This is a genomic window from Cupriavidus sp. 10L45 (genome assembly GCF_056395225.1).
Genome location: NZ_JBFTJC010000003.1, coordinates 44,892 through 67,344, shown reverse-complemented (window position 1 = coordinate 67,344; position 22,453 = coordinate 44,892). Strand labels below are relative to the sequence as shown.

At 66.9% G+C, this 22,453-nt stretch carries 27 protein-coding genes; 19 read left to right on the top strand and 8 right to left on the bottom strand.

Features of this window, described 5'->3' with window-relative positions; all coding sequences use genetic code 11:
- Positions 1 to 130: 130 nt before the first annotated feature.
- Positions 131 to 877: a 2,3-diphosphoglycerate-dependent phosphoglycerate mutase gene (gene gpmA / locus AC1DFU_RS06225; RefSeq protein ID WP_092291609.1), complete on the bottom strand. Its 747-nt coding sequence runs from the start codon at positions 875 to 877 to the stop codon at positions 131 to 133.
- Between the two features lie 109 nt (positions 878 to 986).
- On the opposite strand from gpmA, the gene AC1DFU_RS06220 reads away from it, so the two are divergent.
- From AC1DFU_RS06220 to AC1DFU_RS06200, 5 genes are all read left to right on the top strand, one after another.
- Complete coding sequence (locus AC1DFU_RS06220; protein ID WP_092291611.1) at positions 987 to 1,400, top strand: rhodanese-like domain-containing protein; 414 nt, start codon at positions 987 to 989, stop codon at positions 1,398 to 1,400.
- Between the two features lie 89 nt (positions 1,401 to 1,489).
- A complete protein-coding gene (grxC, locus tag AC1DFU_RS06215) occupies positions 1,490 to 1,747 on the top strand; it encodes a glutaredoxin 3 (RefSeq protein ID WP_092291613.1) in 258 nt (85 codons plus the stop codon).
- Positions 1,748 to 1,921: 174 nt separating this feature from the next.
- The gene (gene secB / locus AC1DFU_RS06210) at positions 1,922 to 2,440 is read left to right on the top strand and encodes a protein-export chaperone SecB (protein ID WP_092291614.1); all 519 of its coding nucleotides are present in this window, start codon (positions 1,922 to 1,924) and stop codon (positions 2,438 to 2,440) included.
- Between the two features lie 208 nt (positions 2,441 to 2,648).
- Positions 2,649 to 3,677, top strand: coding sequence for an NAD(P)H-dependent glycerol-3-phosphate dehydrogenase (locus AC1DFU_RS06205; protein ID WP_441593647.1), 1,029 nt, complete (start codon positions 2,649 to 2,651; stop codon positions 3,675 to 3,677).
- Between the two features lie 21 nt (positions 3,678 to 3,698).
- Entirely contained in the window at positions 3,699 to 4,685 is a 987-nt protein-coding gene (locus AC1DFU_RS06200; RefSeq protein WP_092291618.1) for a Bug family tripartite tricarboxylate transporter substrate binding protein, read from the top strand.
- A gap of 33 nt (positions 4,686 to 4,718) precedes the next feature.
- Here the strand turns inward: AC1DFU_RS06200 and trmL are convergent, their stop codons facing one another.
- Complete coding sequence (gene trmL, locus AC1DFU_RS06195; RefSeq protein ID WP_441593646.1) at positions 4,719 to 5,189, bottom strand: tRNA (uridine(34)/cytosine(34)/5-carboxymethylaminomethyluridine(34)-2'-O)-methyltransferase TrmL; 471 nt, start codon at positions 5,187 to 5,189, stop codon at positions 4,719 to 4,721.
- A gap of 68 nt (positions 5,190 to 5,257) precedes the next feature.
- The gene (locus AC1DFU_RS06190; RefSeq protein WP_441593645.1) at positions 5,258 to 6,046 is read right to left on the bottom strand and encodes a ComF family protein; all 789 of its coding nucleotides are present in this window, start codon (positions 6,044 to 6,046) and stop codon (positions 5,258 to 5,260) included.
- Between AC1DFU_RS06190 and AC1DFU_RS06185 the strand changes: the two genes are divergently transcribed.
- The 8 genes from AC1DFU_RS06185 (at position 6,035) to AC1DFU_RS06150 (ending at position 12,737) form a co-directional block, all read left to right on the top strand.
- Entirely contained in the window at positions 6,035 to 6,973 is a 939-nt protein-coding gene (locus AC1DFU_RS06185) for a methyltransferase domain-containing protein (protein ID WP_441593644.1), read from the top strand. The two genes, AC1DFU_RS06190 and AC1DFU_RS06185, sit on opposite strands and share 12 nt — an antisense overlap.
- Positions 6,974 to 7,244: 271 nt before the next feature.
- Positions 7,245 to 7,760 carry a DUF2244 domain-containing protein gene (locus AC1DFU_RS06180; protein WP_092291622.1) on the top strand — a complete coding sequence of 172 codons (516 nt, stop codon included), beginning with the start codon at positions 7,245 to 7,247 and terminating at the stop codon, positions 7,758 to 7,760.
- A gap of 61 nt (positions 7,761 to 7,821) precedes the next feature.
- A complete protein-coding gene (coxB, locus tag AC1DFU_RS06175; protein WP_092291624.1) occupies positions 7,822 to 9,102 on the top strand; it encodes a cytochrome c oxidase subunit II in 1,281 nt (426 codons plus the stop codon).
- 41 nt (positions 9,103 to 9,143) lie between these two features.
- Positions 9,144 to 10,775 (top strand): cytochrome c oxidase subunit I, encoded by a 1,632-nt coding sequence (ctaD, locus tag AC1DFU_RS06170; RefSeq protein ID WP_092291626.1) that lies wholly within the window; start codon positions 9,144 to 9,146, stop codon positions 10,773 to 10,775.
- Positions 10,776 to 10,787: 12 nt separating this feature from the next.
- The gene (locus AC1DFU_RS06165) at positions 10,788 to 10,937 is read left to right on the top strand and encodes a cytochrome oxidase small assembly protein (RefSeq protein WP_218158021.1); all 150 of its coding nucleotides are present in this window, start codon (positions 10,788 to 10,790) and stop codon (positions 10,935 to 10,937) included.
- Between the two features lie 12 nt (positions 10,938 to 10,949).
- Positions 10,950 to 11,546, top strand: a complete 597-nt coding sequence (locus AC1DFU_RS06160; protein ID WP_092291628.1) for a cytochrome c oxidase assembly protein — start codon at positions 10,950 to 10,952, stop codon at positions 11,544 to 11,546.
- 1 nt (position 11,547) lies between these two features.
- A complete protein-coding gene (locus AC1DFU_RS06155) occupies positions 11,548 to 11,769 on the top strand; it encodes a DUF2970 domain-containing protein (protein WP_092291630.1) in 222 nt (73 codons plus the stop codon).
- Between the two features lie 107 nt (positions 11,770 to 11,876).
- Positions 11,877 to 12,737, top strand: coding sequence for a cytochrome c oxidase subunit 3 (locus AC1DFU_RS06150; RefSeq protein WP_092291632.1), 861 nt, complete (start codon positions 11,877 to 11,879; stop codon positions 12,735 to 12,737).
- Positions 12,738 to 12,837: 100 nt separating this feature from the next.
- Here AC1DFU_RS06150 and AC1DFU_RS06145 read toward each other — a convergent pair whose 3' ends face one another.
- Positions 12,838 to 13,047, bottom strand: a complete 210-nt coding sequence (locus AC1DFU_RS06145; RefSeq protein WP_092291634.1) for a twin transmembrane helix small protein — start codon at positions 13,045 to 13,047, stop codon at positions 12,838 to 12,840.
- Between the two features lie 69 nt (positions 13,048 to 13,116).
- Between AC1DFU_RS06145 and AC1DFU_RS06140 the strand changes: the two genes are divergently transcribed.
- The 5 genes from AC1DFU_RS06140 (at position 13,117) to AC1DFU_RS06120 (ending at position 17,313) form a co-directional block, all read left to right on the top strand.
- Positions 13,117 to 13,884 (top strand): SURF1 family protein, encoded by a 768-nt coding sequence (locus AC1DFU_RS06140; RefSeq protein WP_092291636.1) that lies wholly within the window; start codon positions 13,117 to 13,119, stop codon positions 13,882 to 13,884.
- Between the two features lie 7 nt (positions 13,885 to 13,891).
- Positions 13,892 to 14,548 carry an SCO family protein gene (locus AC1DFU_RS06135; RefSeq protein ID WP_092291638.1) on the top strand — a complete coding sequence of 219 codons (657 nt, stop codon included), beginning with the start codon at positions 13,892 to 13,894 and terminating at the stop codon, positions 14,546 to 14,548.
- 6 nt (positions 14,549 to 14,554) lie between these two features.
- A complete protein-coding gene (locus AC1DFU_RS06130; protein ID WP_092291640.1) occupies positions 14,555 to 15,667 on the top strand; it encodes a COX15/CtaA family protein in 1,113 nt (370 codons plus the stop codon).
- 8 nt (positions 15,668 to 15,675) lie between these two features.
- Positions 15,676 to 16,602 (top strand): heme o synthase, encoded by a 927-nt coding sequence (cyoE, locus tag AC1DFU_RS06125; RefSeq protein WP_441593649.1) that lies wholly within the window; start codon positions 15,676 to 15,678, stop codon positions 16,600 to 16,602.
- 93 nt (positions 16,603 to 16,695) lie between these two features.
- Positions 16,696 to 17,313, top strand: coding sequence for an SCO family protein (locus tag AC1DFU_RS06120; RefSeq protein ID WP_092291642.1), 618 nt, complete (start codon positions 16,696 to 16,698; stop codon positions 17,311 to 17,313).
- Between the two features lie 67 nt (positions 17,314 to 17,380).
- Here AC1DFU_RS06120 and rpoH read toward each other — a convergent pair whose 3' ends face one another.
- Positions 17,381 to 18,265: an RNA polymerase sigma factor RpoH gene (gene rpoH, locus AC1DFU_RS06115; protein WP_255370730.1), complete on the bottom strand. Its 885-nt coding sequence runs from the start codon at positions 18,263 to 18,265 to the stop codon at positions 17,381 to 17,383.
- Positions 18,266 to 18,682: 417 nt separating this feature from the next.
- Between rpoH and AC1DFU_RS06110 the strand changes: the two genes are divergently transcribed.
- Positions 18,683 to 19,558: a pirin family protein gene (locus AC1DFU_RS06110; RefSeq protein ID WP_477105999.1), complete on the top strand. Its 876-nt coding sequence runs from the start codon at positions 18,683 to 18,685 to the stop codon at positions 19,556 to 19,558.
- Between the two features lie 33 nt (positions 19,559 to 19,591).
- Here AC1DFU_RS06110 and ybiB read toward each other — a convergent pair whose 3' ends face one another.
- The 3 genes from ybiB to ntrB all read right to left on the bottom strand — a co-directional run bounded on the left by ybiB (position 19,592) and on the right by ntrB (position 22,421).
- Positions 19,592 to 20,587, bottom strand: a complete 996-nt coding sequence (gene ybiB, locus AC1DFU_RS06105) for a DNA-binding protein YbiB (protein WP_092291648.1) — start codon at positions 20,585 to 20,587, stop codon at positions 19,592 to 19,594.
- Between the two features lie 93 nt (positions 20,588 to 20,680).
- Positions 20,681 to 21,484: an ABC transporter ATP-binding protein gene (locus AC1DFU_RS06100; protein ID WP_441593642.1), complete on the bottom strand. Its 804-nt coding sequence runs from the start codon at positions 21,482 to 21,484 to the stop codon at positions 20,681 to 20,683.
- A 25-nt stretch (positions 21,485 to 21,509) separates the two neighbouring features.
- A complete protein-coding gene (gene ntrB, locus AC1DFU_RS06095) occupies positions 21,510 to 22,421 on the bottom strand; it encodes a nitrate ABC transporter permease (protein ID WP_092291652.1) in 912 nt (303 codons plus the stop codon).
- Positions 22,422 to 22,453: the final 32 nt, after the last annotated feature.

Genomic DNA, 22,453 nt, shown 5'->3' with positions numbered 1-22,453 from the left:
TATAAGAGGGTGCGCAGAAAAAGGCCTGCGGGGGCTTGCGCGCCGGGTGGGCGCGGTCACACATGGCCGCGGGCAAGCTGCCCGCGCCTACCCGGTCCAGACCGGGGCGGGCGCGGGTTGCGGCCTGTCGTCAGCGGGCCTTGCCCTGGTTGGCCACGGCCGCCAGCGAGGCAGCCAGGGCTTCCTGGTCGCCCAGGTAGTAATGGCGCAGCGGGCGCAGGTTGGCGTCCAGTTCATAGACGAGCGGGATGCCATTGGGAATGTTGAGGCCGACGATGTCGTCATCCGAAATCTGATCGAGGTACTTCACCAGCGCGCGGATGCTGTTGCCATGGGCGGCAATCACCACGCGCTTGCCCGATTGGATGTCCGGAGCGATCGATTCGTTCCACAGCGGCATCACGCGGGCCACCGTGTCCTTGAGGCACTCGGTCAGCGGCACCTGGTCGCGCGGCACGTTGGCGTAACGCGGGTCGTTGAACGCGGCGCGTTCATCGTCCGGCTGCAGCGCGGGCGGCGGGGTGTCGTAGCTGCGGCGCCAGACCAGCACCTGATCGTCGCCGTACTTGGCGGCAGTCTCGGCCTTGTTCAGGCCCGACAGCGCGCCGTAGTGGCGTTCGTTCAGGCGCCATTCGTTGCGCACCGGAATCCACATTTCGTCCATTTCGTCCTGCACGTACCAGAGCGTGCGGATGGCGCGCTTGAGGACCGAGGTGTAGGCGATGTCGAAGCCATAGCCCGCTTCCTTGAGCAGCTTGCCGGCCTGCTTGGCCTGGGCGGCGCCGGTGTCGGTGAGGTCGACATCGACCCAGCCGGTGAAGCGGTTTTCGAGATTCCACGTGGATTCGCCGTGGCGGATGAGAACGAGCTTGTACATGCTGCTTCCAGGGTAGTAAGTGACCTGCGGCGCTCGCCCGCAAATAATGACGGGGGCGCGAAACCGCGTATTTTATAATGCCGCCGACCCAACCCAACGGAATGCCATTGTGAATTTCTTCGCCGATTACAACAACCTGGCCCTGATCGCCATCGCCGTGGTCTCCGGCGGCCTGCTGGCGTGGCCCCAGATCAAGAGCGGTACGGGCGGCAAGCGCCTCAATACGGCGGCCGCCACGCAGATGATCAACCGGCGCAACGCGGTGGTCGTGGACATCCGCGACGCCGCCGAATTCGCCAAGGGCCACATGCCGCAAGCGAAGAGTGCGCCACTTGCCGACCTGCCGTCGCGCGCCAGCGGCCTGGCCCGCGACAAATCCGTCCCCATCATCGTGATCTGCCAGACCGGCCAGCGCTCGGGCAAGGCCCAAGCAGCGTTGAAGGAAGCCGGGTACAGTGAGGTCTACGCGCTCGAAGGCGGCATGACAGCCTGGCAACAGGCCGGCCTGCCGGTCGTCAAGTAAGCGCGACAGCCCCATTTACAGCAGCGAAGCGGCGCGGTTCCGCCCGGGGCGGACCGCGCCGCCGCATTTTGAAGACAAGGAGATTCCGCATGGCCCGCGTCGTCATGTACAGCACGGTGGTGTGCCCCTATTGCCAGATGGCCGAACGGCTGCTGAAGCAACGGGGCGTCGAAGCGGTCGAAAAGATCCTGATCGACCGCGAACCGGGAAAGCGCGAGGAAATGATGTCGCGCACCGGCCGCCGCACCGTGCCACAGATCTATATCGACGAGACCCATGTGGGTGGCTTCGACGACCTCTCCGCGCTGGACCGCCAGGGCGGCCTGGTGCCGCTGCTGGCCGCCTGACCTGCCGGGTCTCCGGTAGCCCGCCGCCCATCGGATATCTGAGACGATTCTGATTCGGCGGCGAGCGGGTGAAATCGCCATCGGCGTCATGTACCATATGCGCTTTCCAGCCGGGCCCCGCGCCCGGCAGAGACCAAAAATCGATTCCAATCCGATTCAACCGGGAAGCCTTTCATGAGCGACGAGCAACAAGCCACCCAGCAGGACGATCAGCCCTTCTTCAACATCCAGCGCGTGTACCTGAAGGACATGTCGCTGGAGCAGCCGAACTCGCCGGCCATCTTCCTCGAGTCGGAAGCGCCGGCCGTGGAAGTGCAGGTCAACGTGGCCGCCGCGCAACTGCAGGAAGGCATTTTCGAAGTCGTGGTGACCGGCACGGTGACCACCAAGGTGCAGGACAAGGTAGCGTTCCTGGTGGAAGCCCATCAGGCCGGCATCTTCGACATCCGCAACGTGCCGGTGGAGCAGCTGGACCCGCTGCTGGGCATCGCCTGCCCGACCATCCTGTACCCGTACCTGCGCGGCAACGTGGCCGACGTGATCACGCGCGCCGGCTTCCAGGCGATTCACCTGTCGGAAATCAACTTCCAGGCACTCTACGAGCAACGCCTGCAGCAGGCCATGGAAGAAGCTGGCCAGCAGGGCGGCGAGTCGGGCATCGTGATGCCCGACGGCAGCCAGGCGCGCCACTGAGGCACCGGCAAAACGATTCTGGCGTCGTTGCGCGGCCTTGCCGTACCACTTGTACTGTCTGCGGCCGCGCGCCTAGCCAGAACCGCTTCGCTTCGTTTTGCCGGCGCCTCAGGGTGCCAGGCAGAACGGGCGACTTAAAACGGGGCTTCGGCCCCGTTTTGATTTCCCCCGCCATACTGACGTTATCCGCCATTCCGCCAGAATCGCCATGAAACTGACCTTCCTCGGCGCCGGGGCCTGGGGCACTGCCCTGGCCAGCCACGCGGCCACCGTGCACGATGTGGTGCTCTGGGGCCGCGATGCCGCGCAACTGGCCGATATCGCGCAAACCGGCATGAACGCGGCCTACCTGCCCGGGGTGGCGTTATCCCCCCGACTGGCCTGCGAAGCCGATTTCGATGCCGCCGTGGATCATGCGCTGGCTGACCCGGACGGGCTCCTGGTGGTGGCCACGCCGGTTTCCGGCCTGCGCGAGATGACGCGCCGGCTGGCCGCGCGCCATGCCGGACGGCCTGCGCCGCTGGCCATGCTCTGGCTCTGCAAGGGCTTCGAGGCCGACACCCACGCCATGCCGCACCAGATGGTGCGCGAGGAACTCGATGCGCTCGGCGTGACGCCGGGCCAGATCGAATATGGCGTGCTGACCGGGCCCAGCTTCGCCAAGGAAGTGGCTCAGGGGCTGCCGTGCGCGCTGACCGTGGCGGGCACGTCCCATGCGCTGGCGGACCGCGCGCAGGTGGCGTTCCATCACCATGCCATGCGGATCTATGGCAGCGATGACCTGATCGGCGTGGAGGTGGGCGGCGCGGTCAAGAACGTGCTGGCGATTGCCACCGGCGCCAGCGATGGTCTGGGCCTGGGCCTCAACGCGCGCGCGGCGCTGGTCACGCGCGGGCTGGCCGAGATGACCCGGTTCGGGCTGGCGCTCGGCGGCCGCGTGGAGACCTTCATGGGCCTCGCCGGGATGGGCGACCTGATCCTGACCGCCACCGGCGACCTCTCGCGCAACCGCAAGGTCGGACAGCAATTGGCGGGCGGCAAGACGCTCGAACAGGTGCTCGCCGACCTCGGCCACGTGGCCGAGGGGGTGCGATGCGCCCAGGCGGTGGCGGCGCTGGCCGCCCGGCATGGCGTGGAGATGCCGATCACGCGCGCGGTCTGCGCGGTGCTGTTCGAGGGCCTGTCCGCTGCCGACGCCGTGGCGCAACTGCTCCAGCGCGACGCGCGGGACGAATAACCGCAAATCCCCCAAGATTAGATGCCTAGCCGCCGCCAAGCCCTCGGGGCGATGATCGCCACGCTTTCCACGCTGTGCCTGGGCGCCGCGCCGGCGCTGGCGGAGACGTGGCCGTCGCGCCCCATCCGTATGATCGTGCCGTTCCCGGCGGGCTCCTCGCCAGACCTGATCGCCCGGATCGTCACCGAGAAGCTGGCCGTGGCGCTGGGCCAGCCGGTGGTGGTGGAGAACCGGCCCGGTGCAGGCGGCAATATCGGCACCGGCATGGTCGCCAAGGCCGTGCCGGACGGCAATACGCTGCTGTTTACGATCAACGGCCCGCTTGTCACGGCGCCGGCGCTCTACCGCCATCTTGGTTATGACCCGGTGCGCCAACTGGCGCCGGTGACGCTGGTGGCCACCTCGCCGAATGTGCTGGTGGTCGATGCGCGGCTGCCGGTGCACACGCTGGCCGACTTCGTCGCGCTGGCCAAGGCCCGGCCGGGCGCGCTGAACTATGGGTCGGTGGGCAACGGGAGTGCGGCGCACCTGGCCATGGAGCAGCTCAAGGCCATGGCTGGCATCGACCTCCAGCACGTGCCGTATCAGGGGTTTCCGCAGATCACCACCGCCATCGTCGGTGGGCAGGTGCAGGCCGGTTTCATGGTGCCCGCGATTGCCATGCCGATGGTGACGGCCGGCAAGCTGCGCCTGCTCGCCGTGACCTCCACGGGGCGTACCGGGCTGCTGCCGCAGGTGCCGACCGTGGCGGAATCGGGCTATCCGGGCTTCGAGGCCATCTCGTGGCAGGCCGTGCTGGCGCCAGCCGGGACGCCGGCGCCGGTGATCGACCGCCTGTACCGGGAACTCGTGACGATCATCGGCAGTGCCGACGTGCGCGAGAAGATGCGCGCCCAGTATTTCGTGCCGGCTGGTACCGCGCCGGCCTCGCTGCGCCAGACCATGGCCACCGAGACGGCCCGCTGGGCCAAGGTGATCCGCGCGGCGGGCGTGCAGCCCGAGGGCTAGGCGTCGCCCAGGCCGTCAGGCGCTCCTCTCCTGTCAGGCGCCGCCGGCGAAGCCGTTCTGGCGCCAGGCCTCGAACACCACCACGGCCACGGTATTGGAGAGATTCAGGCTGCGGTTGTCCGGCCGCATCGGCAGCCGGATGCGCTGCGTGGCCGGGAACCACTCGCGCCGCTCGGGCGCCAGGCCGCGGGTCTCCGATCCGAACACGAACCAGTCCCCGGGACGGAAACTGACTTGCCCGAACGGCGTGGAGCCGTGCGTGGTCAGGGCGAACATACGGTCCGGATCAGGCTGCTCGGCCGCCATCAGGGCGTTCCAGCTCTCGTGCACGCGCATCGTCGCGAATTCGTGATAGTCCAGGCCCGCGCGGCGCATGCGGGCGTCCTCGAGCGGAAATCCGAGCGGCTTGACGAGGTGCAGCTGCGCCCCCGTGTTGGCGCACAGGCGGATCACATTGCCGGTATTCGGCGGAATTTCGGGCTCGACGAGGACGACGTTGAACATGGCGCGATGGCTGGAAAATCGGCCCCGAGCTTACCGCGGCAGGGGGTGGCTGTCATCCCGTCGCATTTTTACGGGGTGCGCAGCGCGGGCAGGGCGGTGACGCGCCGGGCGCCATGGGCCTTGAGGACGGCGGCAGCGGCGCGCAGCGTGGCGCCGGTGGTCATCACATCATCGACCACGGCGATGTGGCGGCCGTCGAGGCACATGGGGCGGGCCAGTGCGAAGGCATCGCGCAGATTGGCCTGGCGGGCGGGCAGGTCCAGCATGAGCTGGGTGGCGGTGTCGCGCCGGCGGGTGAGCAGGGTCGCATCGGCGCGCACGCCGAGCCGCCGGGCCAGCGGGCGGGCAATCTCCCACGCCTGGTTGAAACCGCGCGCGGCCAGCCGTTGCGGCGCAAGCGGCACGGGGACGATGAGATCGGGAAGATTGGGAAGATCGGGCAGGGCGCGCAGGCTTTCGGCAAGCTGCGCGGCGATCCAGCCGGCGACGGGCAGCGCGGCGCCGAACTTGAGCCGCAGGATCAGGCGATCGAGTGGCTCGGCGTAGTCGGCCAGCGTCACGGTGGCGTCGATTGGGTCGTCGGGCACGCAGGCCGGGCAATGGCTCCCGCCCGGACTGGCACAGCGCGGGCAGCGGGGCCGCGCCGCCAACAGGGATCCGGCGCAGGCGGCGCAGACCACATCGCGCTGCACATCGCCGCAAATCGCACAGGCGGAGGGGAGCAAGGACGGGAGCAGGGACGGCAGCAGCCCAGCGAGGCAGCGCCCGGCAGCCCCGGCGGCGCGCGCGTATACTTGCGATCCTCGCGGTCCCGTCCGACCGCTCCCCACTGGTTCCGATTGTCCGTGTCCTTGCATGCCGCTGATTCTCCCGATGCCTGGTTGCCGCCCGCGCGGCTGACCCGGCTTGCCTTCGACCGCCGCAGCGCCGCCTTCGGCAAGCTGGATTTCCTGCTCGGCGAGATCGGCCGGCGCATGCAGGAGCGCATGGAGGTGATCCGGCTCGCGCCACGGCGCGCGCTCGATATCGGCTGCGGCCATGGCCAGGGCCTGGCGGGTTTGCGCGCGCGGTTTCCCGATGCGCAGATCGCCGGCCTCGATATTTCCGGCGCGATGCTGCACGAAGCCGGCCAGCGCGATCCGCAGCGCCGCCCGGGGTGGATCGGCCGCATGCTCGGCAAGCGTCCGATGTTCGACCTGGTGCAGGGCGATCTTGCCACACTGCCGTTTGATGGCGCCAGCTTCGATCTGCTCTGGTCCAACCTCGCGCTCCACTGGCATCCCGAGCCGCACCGCGTGTTCCCCGAGTGGCATCGTGTGACGGCCGACGAGGGGCTGGTGCTGTTCTCGCTGTTCGGCCCGGACACGCTGCGCGAGCTGCGCACGGCGTTCGGCGAGGTCGACCTCGATGCGCACACGCTCCGTTTCGTCGACATGCATGACATTGGCGACATGCTGGTCCACAGCGGCTGGTCCACGCCCGTGATGGACATGGAGACGCTGACCATCACCTACGAGTCCCCCGAGACGCTGCTGCGCGAGGTGCAGTCCTTCGGCGGCTTCCGGCGCCCCGGCCCGGCCGGGCTGCGCGGGCGCCGCTGGCATCGCGCCGTGCTGGACGCGCTGGAGCGCCAGCGCAACAGCGATGGGGTGATCCCGCTGACCTTCGAGATTGTCTACGGCCATGCGTGGAAGCTGGCGCCGCGTGGCCGGCAGGCCACCGACGATCAGGGCCGCGCGGTGGTGCCGATCGACAAGATCGGACGGGCTTCGCCACGCCGCTGACACACCGTGCGGACGGTCGCCCGGACCGTCGCGCAACATTGCGCACACACCGATTGTGTTGACTATCGGGGCTGTTGCAGCCATGCACAAAAACTTGAACTAGGCAAGCCCTCCGGTCAAATCCTCCCTTGTTCGAGTATGCGAAGCGCCATATAATGCGCCAGTTTGTCGCAGTGGTCCCCTGGCACAAGAACGCCCCCGGAATGCACTCCGCACGTGCCCGGGCGCGCCATTCGTCCCGGGTGTGCATCCGATGCAAAGTGGTTGGGCGATGCAAGACTTGGGTATCGCATTCCAGACGGCAGGAGTTGACTCCGGCGGTAATCACGACGGACGTCCCCCCTTGCCGAGCAACGACTGGCTGATGAAGCGGAATTGCTCGCTCTCCCCACGCCAGGTCGGCTGGTTCTACTTCTCCATCGTATGTATTTCCACTGCCATCGCGGTGTTCCTTGCCGCGTGGCATGGGGCCTGGCTCGTGCTGCCTTTCGCGGGGCTCGAGCTGCTCGGGCTGGGGATTGCCCTGCTGGCGTACGCACGCCATGCGACGGATTATGAACGCGTGAGTGTGACCGACGGTATGCTGGTCGTGGAGACAGCCAGCGCCAGTCGGGTCACGCGTGAGGTATTCAACCCGCGATGGGTGCGGGTGGAACTGGGTGAATCGTTCCGGGCGCTCGTGGTTCTGCGGTCGGACAAGCGCGTCGTGCGGGTGGGGTGTCATCTGGACCCGATACGGCGGCGCAAGTTCGCGCAGGAACTCGCGGCAGTCCTGCATTGCTTCTGAGAGGAAGGGAGGCAGGGCACGGCGGGGACAGATTTGAATCTGTAAATTGGGTAGATAAACAATGAAAATGTGGAAGAAGGCATCCGCAGCATGTCTGGCAGGTGCGTCCCTGCTTGCCAGCCAGGCGGCCTCCGCGGTCAGTGATATGCCAGGCGGCCCGGCCGTCCGACAGCTGAACCTGACCGAACCCGTTACAAAGATCGCCGAACAGATTCACTGGCTGAACTGGATGATGCTCATCATCTGCACGGTGATTTTCATCGCCGTGTTCGGCGTGATGTTCTATTCCATCTTCACGCACCGCAAGAGCCGTGGTGCCAAGTCGGCCGCGTTCCACGAAAGCATTACCGTGGAAGTGGTGTGGACCATCGTCCCGTTCCTGATCGTGATCGCAATGGCGCTTCCCGCCACCAAGACCGTGGTCGCGATGAAGGACACCACCAACTCCGACATCACCATCAAGGCCACCGGCTACCAGTGGAAGTGGGGTTACGACTACCTGAAGGGCCAGGGCGAAGGCATCTCGTTCGTCTCCACCCTGACCACGCCGCGCGAGCAGATCAACAACGAGCAGCCGAAGTCGAACACCTACCTGATGGAGGTGGACAACGAGCTGGTGGTGCCGGTCAACAAGAAGATCCGCATCGTCACGACGGCCAACGACGTGATCCACGCGTGGATGATCCCGGCCTTCGGCGTGAAGCAGGATGCGATTCCCGGCTTCGTGCGCGACACCTGGTTCCGCGCCGAGAAGATCGGCGTCTACCGTGGCCAGTGCGCCGAGCTGTGCGGCAAGGAACACGCGTTCATGCCGATCGTCGTGCGCGTGGTCTCGGACGCCGACTACACCAAGTGGGTCGACGAGAAGAAGAAGGCGCTGGCCGCAGCGGCGGACGATCCCAACAAGACCTGGACGCTCGATGAGATGAAGGTGCGTGGGGAGAAGGTCTACGCGTCGAACTGCGCGGTCTGCCACCAGCCGAACGGCAAGGGCGCCGGCGCGTTCCCGGCGCTGGACGGCTCCAAGGTAGTGAACGGTCCGAAGGCCGGCCAGATGCACATCCTGCTGGAAGGACGCGGCGGCATGCCGTCCTGGAAGCAGCTGTCCGACACGGAACTGGCCGCGGCCATGACCTACACCCGGAATGCGTGGGGCAACCGGACTGGCGAGGTAATCCAGCCGGCCGACTTCGTGAACGCCCGCGCGGGCAAGTTCCCCGAAGGCGGTGGCGCACCGACGGCGGGTACCGCCGAGGCGGCGCCGAAGGCCAAGGCCGATCCGGCCCCGGCCACCTCCCCCGACAAGCAGGCCAGCCTCGCGGGCAACCGCGTCGCAGGCTGACCCGCAGCCGCACCGCATACAGGAATTCAGGAGTCAACGCGATGAGTACCGCTACCCCGGAGACGCTGGGTCATCCGCACGACCACGCCCATGATCATGGACATGGCCACGGCCATGACGATCATGCGCACGATCACCCCCATGGCTGGCGCCGCTGGCTGTTCGCCACCAACCACAAGGACATCGGTACGCTGTACCTGCTGTTCTCGTTCACGATGCTGCTGTCCGGCGGCGTGCTGGCACTGCTGATCCGCCTGGAGCTGTTCGAGCCGGGCCTGCAGTTCTTCCGCCCCGAGCTGTTCAACCAGTTCACCACGATGCACGGCCTGATCATGGTGTTCGGCGCGATCATGCCGGCGTTCGTCGGCTTCGCGAACTGGATGATTCCGCTCCAGATCGGCGCCTCGGACATGGCCTTCGCGCGGATGAACAACTTCAGCTTCTGGCTGATGCCCCCGGCGGCGCTGCTGCTGGCCGGCTCGTTCTTCGCCCCGGGCGGCGCCACCGCCGCCGGCTGGACGCTCTACGCGCCGCTCTCGGTGCAGATGGGCCCCGGCATGGACATGGCCATCTTCGCCATGCACATCATGGGCGCCTCGTCGATCATGGGCTCGATCAACATCATCGTCACCATCCTCAACATGCGCGCGCCCGGCATGACGCTGATGAAGATGCCGATGTTCTGCTGGACCTGGCTGATCACCGCCTACTTGCTGATCGCCGTGATGCCGGTGCTGGCTGGCGCCATCACCATGGTGCTGACCGACCGCCACTTCGGCACGAGCTTCTTCTCGGCCGCCGGCGGTGGTGACCCAGTGATGTACCAGCACATCTTCTGGTTCTTCGGCCACCCCGAGGTGTACATCATGATCCTGCCCGCGTTCGGGATCATCTCGCACGTGGTGCCGGCGTTCGCGCGCAAGCGCCTGTTCGGCTACAGCTCGATGGTGTACGCCACGGCGTCCATCGCCATCCTGTCGTTCATCGTCTGGGCGCACCACATGTTCACCACCGGCATGCCGGTGACCGGCCAGCTGTTCTTCATGTACGCGACGATGCTGATCGCGGTGCCGACGGCCGTGAAGATCTTCAACTGGATCGCCACGATGTGGCGCGGCTCGATGACCTTCGAGACGCCGATGCTGTTCGCCATCGGCTTCATCTTCGTGTTCACGATCGGCGGCTTCACCGGCCTGATCCCGGCCGTGGCCCCGATCGACATCCAGATTCAGGACACCTACTTCATCGTGGCGCACTTCCACTATGTGCTGGTGGCCGGTTCGCTGTTCGCGCTGTTCGCCGGCTTCTACTACTGGGGGCCGAAGTGGAGCGGGTTCATGTACAACGAGACGCGCGGCCAGATCCACTTCTGGGGCTCGCTGATCTTCTTCAACGTGACCTTCTTCCCGATGCACTTCCTGGGCCTGGCCGGCATGCCGCGTCGCTACGCGGACTACGCGGTCCAGTTCACGGACTTCAACGCGGTTGCGTCGATCGGCGCGCTGGGCTTCGGCCTGATGCAGGTGTATTTCTTCTTCTTCGTGGTGCTGCCGTCCTACCGGGGCGGCCAGGCTGCCGGCGACAAGCCGTGGGATGGCGCCGAGGGCCTGGAATGGACCGTGCCGTCGCCGGCGCCGTTCCACACCTTCGAAGAGCCGCCACAGGTGCGCTGAGTGATTGACGCCATGAAGCCGGAAACCCCGTCGCGCACGGACAGCCAGGGCCGCCAGGCCACCCAACGAGCCGCCAACCGGCGGCTGGGCCTGATCCTGCTGTCCATCGTGGTGGTGTTCTTCCTGGGATTCTTCGCCAAGATGGTGTTCCTTGGCGGTTGAGCGGAGATAGACGTGGACGCGCAGCAGAAGGCGGAAGACCGGGCAATCGAGCGACGCTTCAACCGCGGCATGCTGCTGCGGCTGCTGGTGGTGGTGGGCCTGATGTTCAGCTTCGGCTATGCGCTGGTGCCGCTGTACAAGAAGATCTGCGAGGTCACCGGCATCAACGTGGTGACCACGCGCGATCTGTACGGCGGATCGCTGAAGAAGAACACCCAGGTGGACAAGAGCCGCACGATCACGGTGGAGTTCGACTCCAACGCGCGCGGGCCGTTCGCGTTCCGCCCGGTGAAGTCCTCGATGGAAGTGCATCCGGGCGAGCTGACGACCATCGTCTACGAAGTGGCCAACGGGCAGTCGCGCGATATTTCCGCGCAGGCCATCCCGAGCTACGCGCCCAAGCAGGCCACCGAGTACTTCAAGAAGGTGGAGTGCTTCTGCTTCAAGCAGCAGACGCTCAAGGCCAGCGAGGCGCGCGAGATGCCGGTGGTGTTCGTGATCGATCCGAACCTGCCCAAGGATGTGAAGACGATCACGCTGTCGTACACCTTCTTCGAGATCGGCACGCCGGTGGCGCAGACGGCGGCGCCGGCGGGGCAGGGAAGCTGAGATGGGTGTGACGCCAGAGCCGCAGGATCCGCTTCAGCGCAAGGCGTCGTTCGCGCAGACGGTGCGCGCGGTGCTGTGGTCGTTCATCGGCCTGCGCAAGGGGTCGGAGCACGAGACCGACATGGCGCGGCTGAACCCGGTGCACGTGATCATCGCCGGCCTGATTGCCGCGGCGCTGTTCGTGGCGATTTTGATCGGCATCGTGAAGACCGTGGTGGGATGAAGCTGTCCCCGAAAAAATAAGAGAAGTACGAGCACACCACCGGCAGGGAGGTCGGCCGGCGGTGCGGAACTACAACGAATCAGAGACACTGAGCTGGAGATAGAAGAATGAGTGCGAATCGCGCAAATGCTCCGTACTACTTCGTACCGGGCCCGTCGCGCCACCCCATCACGGCGGCCTTCGGCCTGCTGATGACCGGCGCCGGCGCCGCGGGTTGGGTCAACGGCCAGTCGTGGGCCCCGTTCCTGTGCGGCTTCGGCCTGCTGTGGTTCCTGTTCGTGCTCAAGAGCTGGTTCGGCGACGCCATCCGCGAGTCGGAAGGCGGCCTGTACGGCAAGAACATCGACGTCTCGTTCCGCTGGTCGATGGGCTGGTTCATCTTCTCCGAGGTGATGTTCTTCGCGGCCTTCTTCGGCGCGTTGTTCTACGCCCGCACCATCGCCATGCCGTGGCTGGGCGACCTGAACAACAAGATCATCTGGCCGGACTTCGCGGCCGTGTGGCCCAACCTCGGCCCGGCGGGCACGGTGGAGAGCTTCCAGACCATGGGTCCGTGGCCGATCCCCACGATCAACACGGCGCTGCTGCTGACCTCCGGCGTCACGCTGACCTGGGCGCACCACGCGCTGCTGGCCGGCAAGCGCAGCCAGCTGATCCAGGGCCTGGTGCTGACCATTCTGCTCGGCGCGCTCTTCATGTGCCTGCAGGTCTACGAGTACATGCACGCCTACTCGGAACTGAACCTGAAGCTGACCTCCGGGGTCTATGGTTCGACGTTCTTCCTGCTGACCGGCTTCCACGGCTTCCACGTGACCATGGGCGCGATCATGCTGGCGGTGGTGCTGGGCCGCGTGCTGCGCGGACACTTTACGCCGCAGCACCACTTCGCGTTCGAAGGCGCCGCCTGGTATTGGCACTTCGTTGACGTGGTCTGGCTCGGCCTCTACGTGGTGGTGTACTGGCTGTAAGGGCAGGAACGGGCCGCTGCGGCGGTCCTGCGGTACAAGACGAAGCGCCGCGGAGGACGATCCTCGCGCGGCGCTTTTTGTTTTGGGGACTGGCATCCGCTCAGGGCGACATATGGATGCCGGTGCTGTGGATCCATCCCATCCAGTTGGCGAACAGGATGAACAGGAACAGCGCCACCGAGAAGCCGACGCGCAGCATCAACGAGCGCATCATGTTGGGGGTGCGGCCACGGTCGCGCATCATGAAGAACAGCGCGGAGGCCAGGCTGCCGATGATCAGAATGAAGGCGACGATGATGACGAAGCGCATGCTGGAGCGAAGGGAGGCCGCGGGTCACGAAAGTGGCCATTATGGCACCGTGGCCTCGCGAGGCCATTCGTGACGACCCGCAATCGGGGGAGCCTGTGGCGCTCGCCGGGGGCGGTGCCGCTGGTGGCGGCACTGACCGTGGTCGTCGTGACCTGCGCGCTCGGCAACTGGCAATTGCGCCGGGCCCACGAGAAGGTGGACCGCGCCGCGCGGCTGGCCGCGCTGGCGGCGCAGGCGCCGGTGGACCTGAACACGGCCCGCATCGACGCCACGCAGGTGGTCGACCGCCGCGTACGCGCCCGGGGCCGCTTCGACGCCGCCCGCACCGTGTTGCTGGACAACCGCCCGCACGGCAACGGCTCGGACGGCCGCGCCGGCTTCCTGGTGCTGACGCCGCTGAAGCTGGCCGATGGCGGCGCCAGCGTGCTGGTGCTGCGCGGATGGCTGCCGCGCGACGCCCAGGACCGCACGCGGATCGCCCCGTTCCCCACGCCCGATGGCGACGTCACGCTGGACGGCACGGCGGTGGCCACGGCGCCGCGCGTCTACGGCCTCGGGCAAGACGCGTCGGCCGAAGCAGGGCAGAAGATCCGCCAGAATGTAGACTTGGCGGCGTTCGCCCGGGAAACCGGGGCGCCGCTACTGCCGTTGGTGATGCAGCAGGCCACCGATACCGGCGATGGCCTCGCGCGCGACTGGGCGGCCGCCGACCTCGGCGCGGACCGCCACTATGGCTACGCCGCCCAGTGGTTCGGCCTGGCCGCGCTGACCGTGGTGCTGGTGGCCGTGCTGGGCTGGCGCCGTGCGCGCCGGGACACCGCCCTGCCGAACCGATAACCGAACGATGAACGTACAGACGAACTCCATGCCATCGCAAGACCCCACGGCCACGCCGGACTCCCGCATCGATGCGCGCACGCGCCGTGGCCGCCTGCAGATGCTGATGCTGCTGCTGGTCTGCGCGTCGCCGGTCATCTTCTCGTATTTCACCTATTACGTGGTCAAGCCGAGCGGCGCCAGCACCAACTACGGCACGCTGGTCGACCCGCTGCGCCCGATGCCGCCGCTCAACGTGACCGACGAGCGCGGCGAGGCCGTGCCGCTGTCGTCCTTCCGGGGCAAGTGGCTGATGGTGATGACCGCCGCGTCCGCCTGCGACGAAGCGTGTGCCAAGCGGCTGTTCACGATGCGCCAGATCCGCGCGGGGCAGGGCCAGGACCGCGAGCGCATTACCCCGGTCTGGCTGATTTCCGATACGGGCACCGTGGACGAACGGCTGTCCAGCGCCTACAACGAACCCTATGCGGGCGTGCGCTTCCTGCGCATGGACGGTGCCGCGCTGCGCCAGTGGCTGCCGGCCGAACCGGGCGCCAGGGCTGAAGACACCGTGTACCTGATCGACCCGCTCGGCAACCTGATGCTGCGCTGGCCGAAGGAACCCGACCCGAAACAGATCAGCAGCGACCTGAAGAAGCTGCTCAAATTTTCCCGAATTGGCTGATTTGCGATGCTGCTCCAACTCGCCATCATTGGCATCCTGATTGCCCTGCTGCCGCTCTCGTACGTGCTGGTGCGGGGCAGCCGCGACAAGTATCGCAAGCTGGTCTGGGTCACCGCCTTCCTCACGCTGGACCTGATCATGTTCGGCAGCTTCACCCGACTGACCGATTCCGGCCTCGGCTGCCCGGACTGGCCCGGCTGCTACGGCCACTCGAACCCGCACGCGGCCATGGAGCCGATCCGCGCCGCCGAGACCGCGCTGCCGAGCGGCCCGGTCACGCTGGCCAAGGCGTGGATCGAGATGATCCATCGCTATTTCGCCATGGCGGTGGGTGTGCTGATCATCTCGTTGATGGTGCTGGCGTGGGTCAAGCGGCGCGAGCTGAAGCAGTCGCCGTGGTTCGCCACGGGGGTGTTCGTGCTGGTCTGCGTGCAGGGCTTGTTCGGCGCGCTCACCGTGACGATGAAGCTCCAGCCGATCATCGTGGTGACCCACCTGCTGCTGGCGATGGCGCTGCTGTCGTCGCTGATCGTGCTCGGCTCCCGCAATGACCCGCCGCACCCGGTGGCGCCGCAGGCGGCCTCGCTGCGCTGGGCGGCGTGGGTGGCGCTGGGCTTGCTGGTGATCCAGATCTTCCTCGGCGGCTGGGTCAGCACCAACTACGCGGTGCTGGCCTGCACCGATTTCCCGCTCTGCAACGGCCAGCTGGTGCCCGAGATGGACTTCCGCCACGGCTTCACGCTCTGGCGCCAGCTCGGCATGACGGCCGATGGCGATTACATCCCGCACGCGGCGCTGGTGGCCATCCACTGGGTGCATCGCGGCTTTGCCTTCGTGGTGCTCGGCTTCCTGGCCTGGTTCGGCCTGCGCGCGCGCCGGATGGAGGGCCTGACGCGCCACGCCACATGGCTGCTGGCCGTGCTGGCGCTGCAACTGGCCACCGGCATGTCCAATATCGTGTTCGACTGGCCGCTCGGCGCGGCGGTGGCGCACAACGGCGGCGCGGCCCTGTTGCTGATGCTGTTGCTCCGTCTCCACTACAATATCGGCCTCGCGACCCTCGCGACACGTTATGCCGGCGCCGCTGCTCAATCCGCCTCAGCCGCGCGCGCCACATGAAGGACAAGATGCCCCCCGTGGTCTCCGCTACCCAACCTCATTCCTCCGTGGGCCGAATTCGGCACCTGGCTCGCCAATATGCCGCGCTGACCAAGCCGCGCGTCACGCAACTGGCCGTGTTCTGTGCCGTCATCGGCATGTTCCTGTCGACGCCCGGCATGGTGCCCTGGTCGGTGCTGCTCGGCGGTGCCGCTGGCATCTGGCTGCTGGCCGGTGCCGCGTTCGCCATCAACTGCCTGGTCGAGCAGAAAGTCGATGCGCTGATGCGCCGCACCGCGTGGCGGCCTTCCGCCACCGGTGAGATCTCCAGCGCGCAGACGCTGGTGTTCTCGGCCATCCTCGGCGGCGCCGGCATGTGGCTGCTGCACGTGTTCGCCAATGACCTGACGATGTGGCTGACCTTCGCCACCTTCCTCGGCTACGCCGTGGTCTACACGATCCTGCTCAAGCCGGCCACGCCGCAGAACATCGTCATCGGCGGGCTGTCGGGCGCCATGCCGCCTGCGCTGGGCTGGGCCGCCGTGGCCGGCACGGTGCCGGCCGAGGCGTGGTTCCTGGTGCTGATCATCTTCACCTGGACCCCGCCGCACTTCTGGGCGCTGGCCCTGTATCGCCGCGCCGACTACGCCAAGTCCGGCCTGCCGATGCTGCCGATCACCCATGGCGAACAGTACACGCTGCTCCACATTTTGCTGTACACCCTGGTGATGATCGCCGCCACGCTGCTGCCGTTCGTCTACGGCATGAGCGGCTATATCTACCTCGCCGCCGCGCTGGGCCTGGGGCTGGTGTTCCTCGGCTACGCCTGGAAGCTGTTCCGCAACTACTCGGACGCGCTAGCGCAACGCACCTTCCGCTATTCGATCCTGTACCTCTCGCTGCTGTTCGCGGCGTTGCTGGTGGATCACTACTTCAAGTTCGTGCCGCAGGTCTGATGGCCCGCCTGCGGCATCTTGCCGCGCCCGGAGGCCAGCGCCGATGTGATCGGCGATACTTCCGGGCACCTCTCCCGACCACCGCGTATCCCGATGACTCTCCCCGGCTCTCCGTCCCTCCTTGCCCAGTTCCGCCGCCTCTGCCTGCTGGCACTCTGCACGGCTCTGCTGGCCGCCTGCGGGCAGCCCAAGCCCTCGTTCAAGAACGTGGATATCTCGGGCGCCACCGAGTTCGGCAAGGACTTCTCGCTGCTGGACCCGAGCGGCAAGACCCGCACGCTGGCTGACTTCAAGGGCAAGGCCGTGGTGATGTTCTTCGGCTACACGCACTGCCCGGACGTCTGCCCGACCACGATGGCCGAGCTGAAGGCGGTGATGGACAAGCTCGGCCCGGACGCCGACAAGGTCCAGGTGCTGTTCGTGACCGTGGACCCGGAACGCGACACGGGTGCGCTGCTGGGCCAGTACGTGCCCGCCTTCGACGCCCGCTTCCTGGGCCTGCGCCCGGCCGACGAGGCGGCGCTGAAGAAGGTGACCAAGGACTTCAAGGTCTTCTACGCCAAGGTGCCGGGCACCTCGCCGAACAACTACACCGTGGATCACTCGGCCGGCAGCTATGTGTTCGATACCAACGGCCAGCTGCGCCTGTTCCTGCGCCACGGCCAGGGGCCGGACCCGATCGCGCATGATTTGAAGCAACTGCTGTCGTAAGGCGAAGGCAAGACAAAAAAAGGGCCGGTCGCAAGACCGGCCCTTCTGCATTGCGGGGAGCGCAGGATCAGGCGAAAGCCGCCAGCGCACCCTTCATCTTCTTCATCGCGGCCGCCTCGATCTGGCGGATGCGCTCGGCGGAGACGCCAAACTCGTCGGCCAGCTCATGCAGCGTGGCGCCGCCCGAGCCGTCGTCGTTCACGTCCAGCCAGCGTGCCTCGATAATGCGGCGGCTGCGGGCATCCAGACGCTCCAGCGCCTCGACCAGCCCTTCGACCTGCATGCGGTCCTGGCGCTTGGCCTCGAGCACGCGGGTCGGCTCGTTGTGGTTGTCCGCCAGATACGCGATGGGGGCGAATTCCTCCTCGCCGTCGTCGATCTGGCCTTCCAGCGCCAGGTCGCCGCCCGACAGGCGGGTCTCCATCTCCATCACTTCTTCGGGCTTCACGTTCAGTTCGCGCGCCACGGCTTCCACCTGCTCGGGCGTGAACGTGTGTGCGCCGGTCTTGTGGCTGCGCAGGTTGAAGAACAGCTTGCGCTGGGCCTTGGTGGTCGCCACCTTGACCATGCGCCAGTTCTTCAGCACGTATTCGTGGATTTCGGCCTTGATCCAGTGCATCGCGTACGACACCAGACGCACGCCCTGATCCGGGTCGAAGCGCTTCACGGCCTTCATCAGGCCGATGTTGCCTTCCTGGATCAGATCCGCATGCGGCAGGCCGTAGCCCAGGTACTGGCGGGCGATGGACACCACCAGACGCAGGTGGGACATCACCAGCCGGCGGGCGGCATCGACGGATTCATGGTCGCGCAGGTCGCGCGCGAGGCGCTGCTCTTCCTCGGCGGTCAGCAGCGGAATCCGGTGGATAGCCTGGATGTAGCTATCCAGATTGCCCACTGCGGCCGGGAAGGCGAGCGCGAGGCTGCCAGCGGCGGCATTCTTGGGGGCCATCGGCAGACGGCCAGAAATCTTGGTTGGGTCGGCAGACAGAACTGCGGTCACGCTTATTGCTCCTTTCGCATCCGGCGGTAGGTTGCCGGCGTGCCTCGATTCCAGAATCGGAAGAGTCACTGCACTGCAACGCATATTAGCACTCAGGTTCGGCGAGTGCTAAGTTAGAGCTTCTATAGGGTTGATAGTTCCGGACAATGAATGTCGTTGTTGGGATAGTCTAATGGGCCTCGGTGCGGCGTCCGCGCCTTGTCTGGCAAGGGCTGGCGGGCCGCCAGCGTCGCGTACCATGATTAGAGGGAACTCGCCCCGATCGGTTTCATCGTGATTTCGGGATGCTGTATTGCACATTTCGCTACACTGGCGGCCAGCTTTCCGCTGTTTTCCCGTTGTTATCCCATTGCCAGGAGTCCTGTCATGTCTGCCATCGAACACTTGCTCAAGCCCCATGTGCGGGACATCGGCGAGTTCACGGTCCGCCGCCTGCTGCCCGCCGCCGCCACGCAGACCGTGGGCCCCTTCATCTTCTTCGATCACCTCGGTCCTGTGTCGATGCCGCCGGGTAATGGCATGGATGTGCGGCCCCATCCACATATCGGCCTCGCGACCGTGACGTATCTGTTCGAAGGCGAGATCATGCACCGTGACAGCCTCGGCAGCGAGCAGGTGATTCGCCCTGGCGACGTGAACTGGATGACCGCCGGCACCGGCATCACGCACTCGGAGCGTTCGCCAGACGCCGCGCGCCAGGCCGGTCCGCTGCTGCATGGCATCCAGACCTGGGTGGCGCTGCCGAAGGCGCATGAGAAGGATCCGCCGTCGTTCCACCACCACCCGGGCGCCACGTTGCCCAAGCTGGAGCTGCCCGGCGTGCGGATGATCGTGATTGCCGGCGACGCCTTCGGCGCGGAATCCCCGGTCCGCGTGTACAGCCGCACGCTTTACGTGGCCATCGACATGGAAGCCGGCGCGACGCTGGTGATTCCGCCCGAGCACGTGCAGCGCGGGCTCTATCCGGTGGAAGGCGATGTGACGATCGATGGCGAGGCGCTGGCGGGGGAACACCTCGCCGTGCTGGTGCCGGGCGAGCCGGCCACGCTGACCGCGACCACCGCCGCGCGCGTGATGCTGCTGGGCGGCGATCCGACCGACGGCCATCGCTTCATCTACTGGAACTTCGTGGCGAGCACCAAGGAAGACATCGACGACGCCGCGCGCCGCTGGGAGAACGACGAGTTCCCGCACGTGCCGGGCGAGACCGAGCGGATTCCGCTGCCTCCGCGCCGGCCTTAATCGGCTCTAATCGTCCGTAATCGTCCGTAATCGTCAGACCGGGCTCGTCCAGGCCACGCGCGTGGCCTGCTTCAGGCAGTCCTGGATGGTCGCTACCTGCGTGGCGATGGGCGCCGGCACCGGCGCGTCGCCATCGAGCACCTTGCGAATCCAGGCGGCGGTCAGGCCGACGTCGGTGCCCGGCGGCAGTTCGGGCACGTCGCCAATCGACCCGCCTACCGGATCGACCAGCGTCCGCTGATGGCCGTCGTGCAGCCAGTCGATGCGGCCGCTGCGGCGGGCATCCGCCACCACTTCCCCTTCGGTACCACGCGCCAGCAGCACGTTGGCGGGCTCGTGGGAGAAGTAATCGGTCAGCGTCTCGCGGTATTCCGGATGGGTGTAGCTATAGAGCCGCAGCGCCTCGGCCGGCGTGTGGCTGCCCACCGGTTGCAGCATCTTGACGATGGTGTGCGAGGAATTGCGCAGGCCGATGATCGGACGCTTGTCGAGCAGGCGCGAAAGCGCTGGAGACAGCACATCGATCGGCAGTACGGCCAGCGGATTGGCGGCGTCGCGCAACTGGTCCTGCGCGGCCTGCGTGGTGGCGCAGAGCGGCACGCCGAGCGCCTCGAACAGCTGCATGCTCGTCACCCGGCCGTTGAACTCGCGCGAGCCGTGCACCAGCGTCGGCACGCCTTCGCGCGCCAGCAGCAGCGCCAGCAGCGGCACCAGATTCGGCTGCTTGCGCGCGCCGTTGTAGCTGGGGATGACGACCACGGGCTTGTCCGGCGGCGGCGCCAGCGCGGCGCAGTGTCCGTGGGCGGCCTCGAGCATGCCGGCCAGCTCGTGCGGCGCCTCGCCCTTGATCCGGTAGGCCATCAGCACGGCGCCCAGTTCGATGTCGGAGACGCGGCCGGCCAGCATCGCATCGAACAGCACCTGGGCGTCCTCGCGGGGCAGCGCCCGGGCGCCATTGACCCCGCGGCCAATCTCCTTGATGTACTTGCTGGCCGAAAACGGCGGAAGGGTCGGGGCGGCAGATGTCATGGCGGGAGGGGATATGTGGATCGTTCTGCCGTTCATGATAGCGGAGCAGGGCGGCTTCGCCCACGCCCGCCATCCCACGCATCCCCGCCGGGGTCAGGCTGCCTCGCGCAGCGCCGGGTTGCGCTGCTTGCGGTAGAGGAAGTCCAGCACGGCGGTGCGGCAGGCGTGGTAGCCCTTGTCGTCGGCCAGCGCCACGCGGTCGCGCGGGCGGGGGAGGTCCACCTTCAGGATCTCGCCCACCGTGGCCGCCGGACCGTTCGTCATCATGACGATGCGGTCCGCCAGCAGCACCGCTTCGTCCACATCGTGCGTGACCATGACCACGGTGCTTTGGGTGCGGGCGACGATCTTGATGAGTTCGTCCTGCAGGTGGGCGCGGGTCAGCGCGTCCAGCGCGCCGAACGGCTCATCCATCAGCAGCACCTTCGGCGACATGGCCAGCGCCCGGGCGATGCCCACGCGCTGCTTCATCCCGCCCGAAATCTCGTGCGGATACTTGTTCTCGGCGTGCGTGAGGCCGACCAGCGCCAGGGTGTCCTGGGTGCGCGCCTTGAGCTGGGCGCGGCTCTCCGTGGCGGCGAACACGCGCTCCACGCCCAGGTAGACGTTCTCGAAGCACGTCATCCACGGCAGCAGCGAGTGATTCTGGAACACCACGGCGCGCTCCGGCCCCGGTCCGGCAATCTCGCGCCCGGCGCAGATCAGCGCGCCCGTGGTGGGCGTGGTCAGGCCCGCAATCAGGTTCAGCAGCGTGGACTTGCCGCAGCCCGAATGCCCGATCAGCGTGATGAACTCGCCCTCGGCAATGCCCAGGTTGATGTCGCGCAGGGCCACGAACGGCCCCTTGCGCGTCTTGAAGGTCTGGCCCACGTTCTCGATGCTGACAAACTTTTCCATGGCGATGGCTCCTTCGGGGGGGCGGTCAGTTGTTGCCGTAGCTGAAGCGGCGGGCCAGCGCGAGCAGCAGGTGCTCGAGGATCAGGCCCACCACGCCGATGATGAAGATGGCGATGACGATGTGCTCCACCTTGAGGTTGTTCCACTCGTCCCAGAGCCAGAAGCCGATGCCGGTGCCGCCCGTGAGCATCTCGGCCGCCACGATCACCAGCCACGCGGTGCCGATCGAGAGCCGCACGCCGGTCAGCATGTAGGGCAGCACGGCCGGGAACAGCACCTTGCGGAACACCTTCCATTCGGATAGATCGAGCACGCGCGCCACGTTCAGGTAGTCCTGCGGCACGCGCGTCACGCCGACGGCCGTGTTGATGATCATCGGCCAGATCGAGCAGATGAAGATGGCCCAGATGGCGGCCGGGTTGGCCGCCTTGAACAGCAGCAGCCCGATCGGCAGCCACGCCAGCGGCGAAACCGGGCGCAGCAGGCTGATCACCGGCGCCGCCATTGCATTCAGGAAGGCGAAGCGGCCCAGCAGGAAGCCGGCCGGAATGCCGACCACCGCCGCCAGCCCGAAGCCCGCCGCCACGCGCGCCAGCGAGGCGAGGATGTTCCAGCCGATGCCCTGGTCGTTCGGCCCGTTGCGATAGAACGGATCGGAGAAGAGCGGCACGGCGGCGTTCCAGGTGGCGCCCGGCGTGGGAATCGCCGGAATCATCGTGGCAATGCCGTGCCAGACCAGCAGGAACAGGACGAAGCCGACCAGCGGCGGCACCGTCTTGCGTACGACGGCGCCAAGCGCCTCGCGGCGGGCGGCCATCCGCTCCTGCGCGGCCAGTTGCGCCGCCCGGCGGCGGGTTTGCTCCTTGGTGTCGGTGTCGACAAGGTCCGAAGTCATGGCGGGTGTGCCTTCCGGCGCGGGGTGGGCAATGGCATTCACGTCTGGCTCCTGAAGTGAGGGCAGCGGGACAT

Bases quoted from the DNA above. Each gene is read 5' to 3' on its own strand.
- gpmA (WP_092291609.1), bottom strand. From the start codon at position 877: ATGTACAAGCTCGTTCTCATCCGCCACGGCGAATCCACGTGGAATCTC.
- grxC (WP_092291613.1), top strand. From the start codon at position 1,490: ATGGCCCGCGTCGTCATGTACAGCACGGTGGTGTGCCCCTATTGCCAG.
- secB (WP_092291614.1), top strand. From the start codon at position 1,922: ATGAGCGACGAGCAACAAGCCACCCAGCAGGACGATCAGCCCTTCTTC.
- AC1DFU_RS06205 (WP_441593647.1), top strand. From the start codon at position 2,649: ATGAAACTGACCTTCCTCGGCGCCGGGGCCTGGGGCACTGCCCTGGCC.
- AC1DFU_RS06200 (WP_092291618.1), top strand. From the start codon at position 3,699: ATGCCTAGCCGCCGCCAAGCCCTCGGGGCGATGATCGCCACGCTTTCC.
- trmL (WP_441593646.1), bottom strand. From the start codon at position 5,189: ATGTTCAACGTCGTCCTCGTCGAGCCCGAAATTCCGCCGAATACCGGC.
- AC1DFU_RS06190 (WP_441593645.1), bottom strand. From the start codon at position 6,046: ATGCAAGGACACGGACAATCGGAACCAGTGGGGAGCGGTCGGACGGGA.
- AC1DFU_RS06180 (WP_092291622.1), top strand. From the start codon at position 7,245: ATGCAAGACTTGGGTATCGCATTCCAGACGGCAGGAGTTGACTCCGGC.
- coxB (WP_092291624.1), top strand. From the start codon at position 7,822: ATGAAAATGTGGAAGAAGGCATCCGCAGCATGTCTGGCAGGTGCGTCC.
- ctaD (WP_092291626.1), top strand. From the start codon at position 9,144: ATGAGTACCGCTACCCCGGAGACGCTGGGTCATCCGCACGACCACGCC.
- AC1DFU_RS06165 (WP_218158021.1), top strand. From the start codon at position 10,788: ATGAAGCCGGAAACCCCGTCGCGCACGGACAGCCAGGGCCGCCAGGCC.
- AC1DFU_RS06155 (WP_092291630.1), top strand. From the start codon at position 11,548: ATGGGTGTGACGCCAGAGCCGCAGGATCCGCTTCAGCGCAAGGCGTCG.
- AC1DFU_RS06150 (WP_092291632.1), top strand. From the start codon at position 11,877: ATGAGTGCGAATCGCGCAAATGCTCCGTACTACTTCGTACCGGGCCCG.
- AC1DFU_RS06145 (WP_092291634.1), bottom strand. From the start codon at position 13,047: ATGCGCTTCGTCATCATCGTCGCCTTCATTCTGATCATCGGCAGCCTG.
- AC1DFU_RS06135 (WP_092291638.1), top strand. From the start codon at position 13,892: ATGAACGTACAGACGAACTCCATGCCATCGCAAGACCCCACGGCCACG.
- AC1DFU_RS06130 (WP_092291640.1), top strand. From the start codon at position 14,555: ATGCTGCTCCAACTCGCCATCATTGGCATCCTGATTGCCCTGCTGCCG.
- cyoE (WP_441593649.1), top strand. From the start codon at position 15,676: ATGCCCCCCGTGGTCTCCGCTACCCAACCTCATTCCTCCGTGGGCCGA.
- AC1DFU_RS06120 (WP_092291642.1), top strand. From the start codon at position 16,696: ATGACTCTCCCCGGCTCTCCGTCCCTCCTTGCCCAGTTCCGCCGCCTC.
- rpoH (WP_255370730.1), bottom strand. From the start codon at position 18,265: ATGGCCCCCAAGAATGCCGCCGCTGGCAGCCTCGCGCTCGCCTTCCCG.
- AC1DFU_RS06110 (WP_477105999.1), top strand. From the start codon at position 18,683: ATGTCTGCCATCGAACACTTGCTCAAGCCCCATGTGCGGGACATCGGC.
- ybiB (WP_092291648.1), bottom strand. From the start codon at position 20,587: ATGACATCTGCCGCCCCGACCCTTCCGCCGTTTTCGGCCAGCAAGTAC.
- AC1DFU_RS06100 (WP_441593642.1), bottom strand. From the start codon at position 21,484: ATGGAAAAGTTTGTCAGCATCGAGAACGTGGGCCAGACCTTCAAGACG.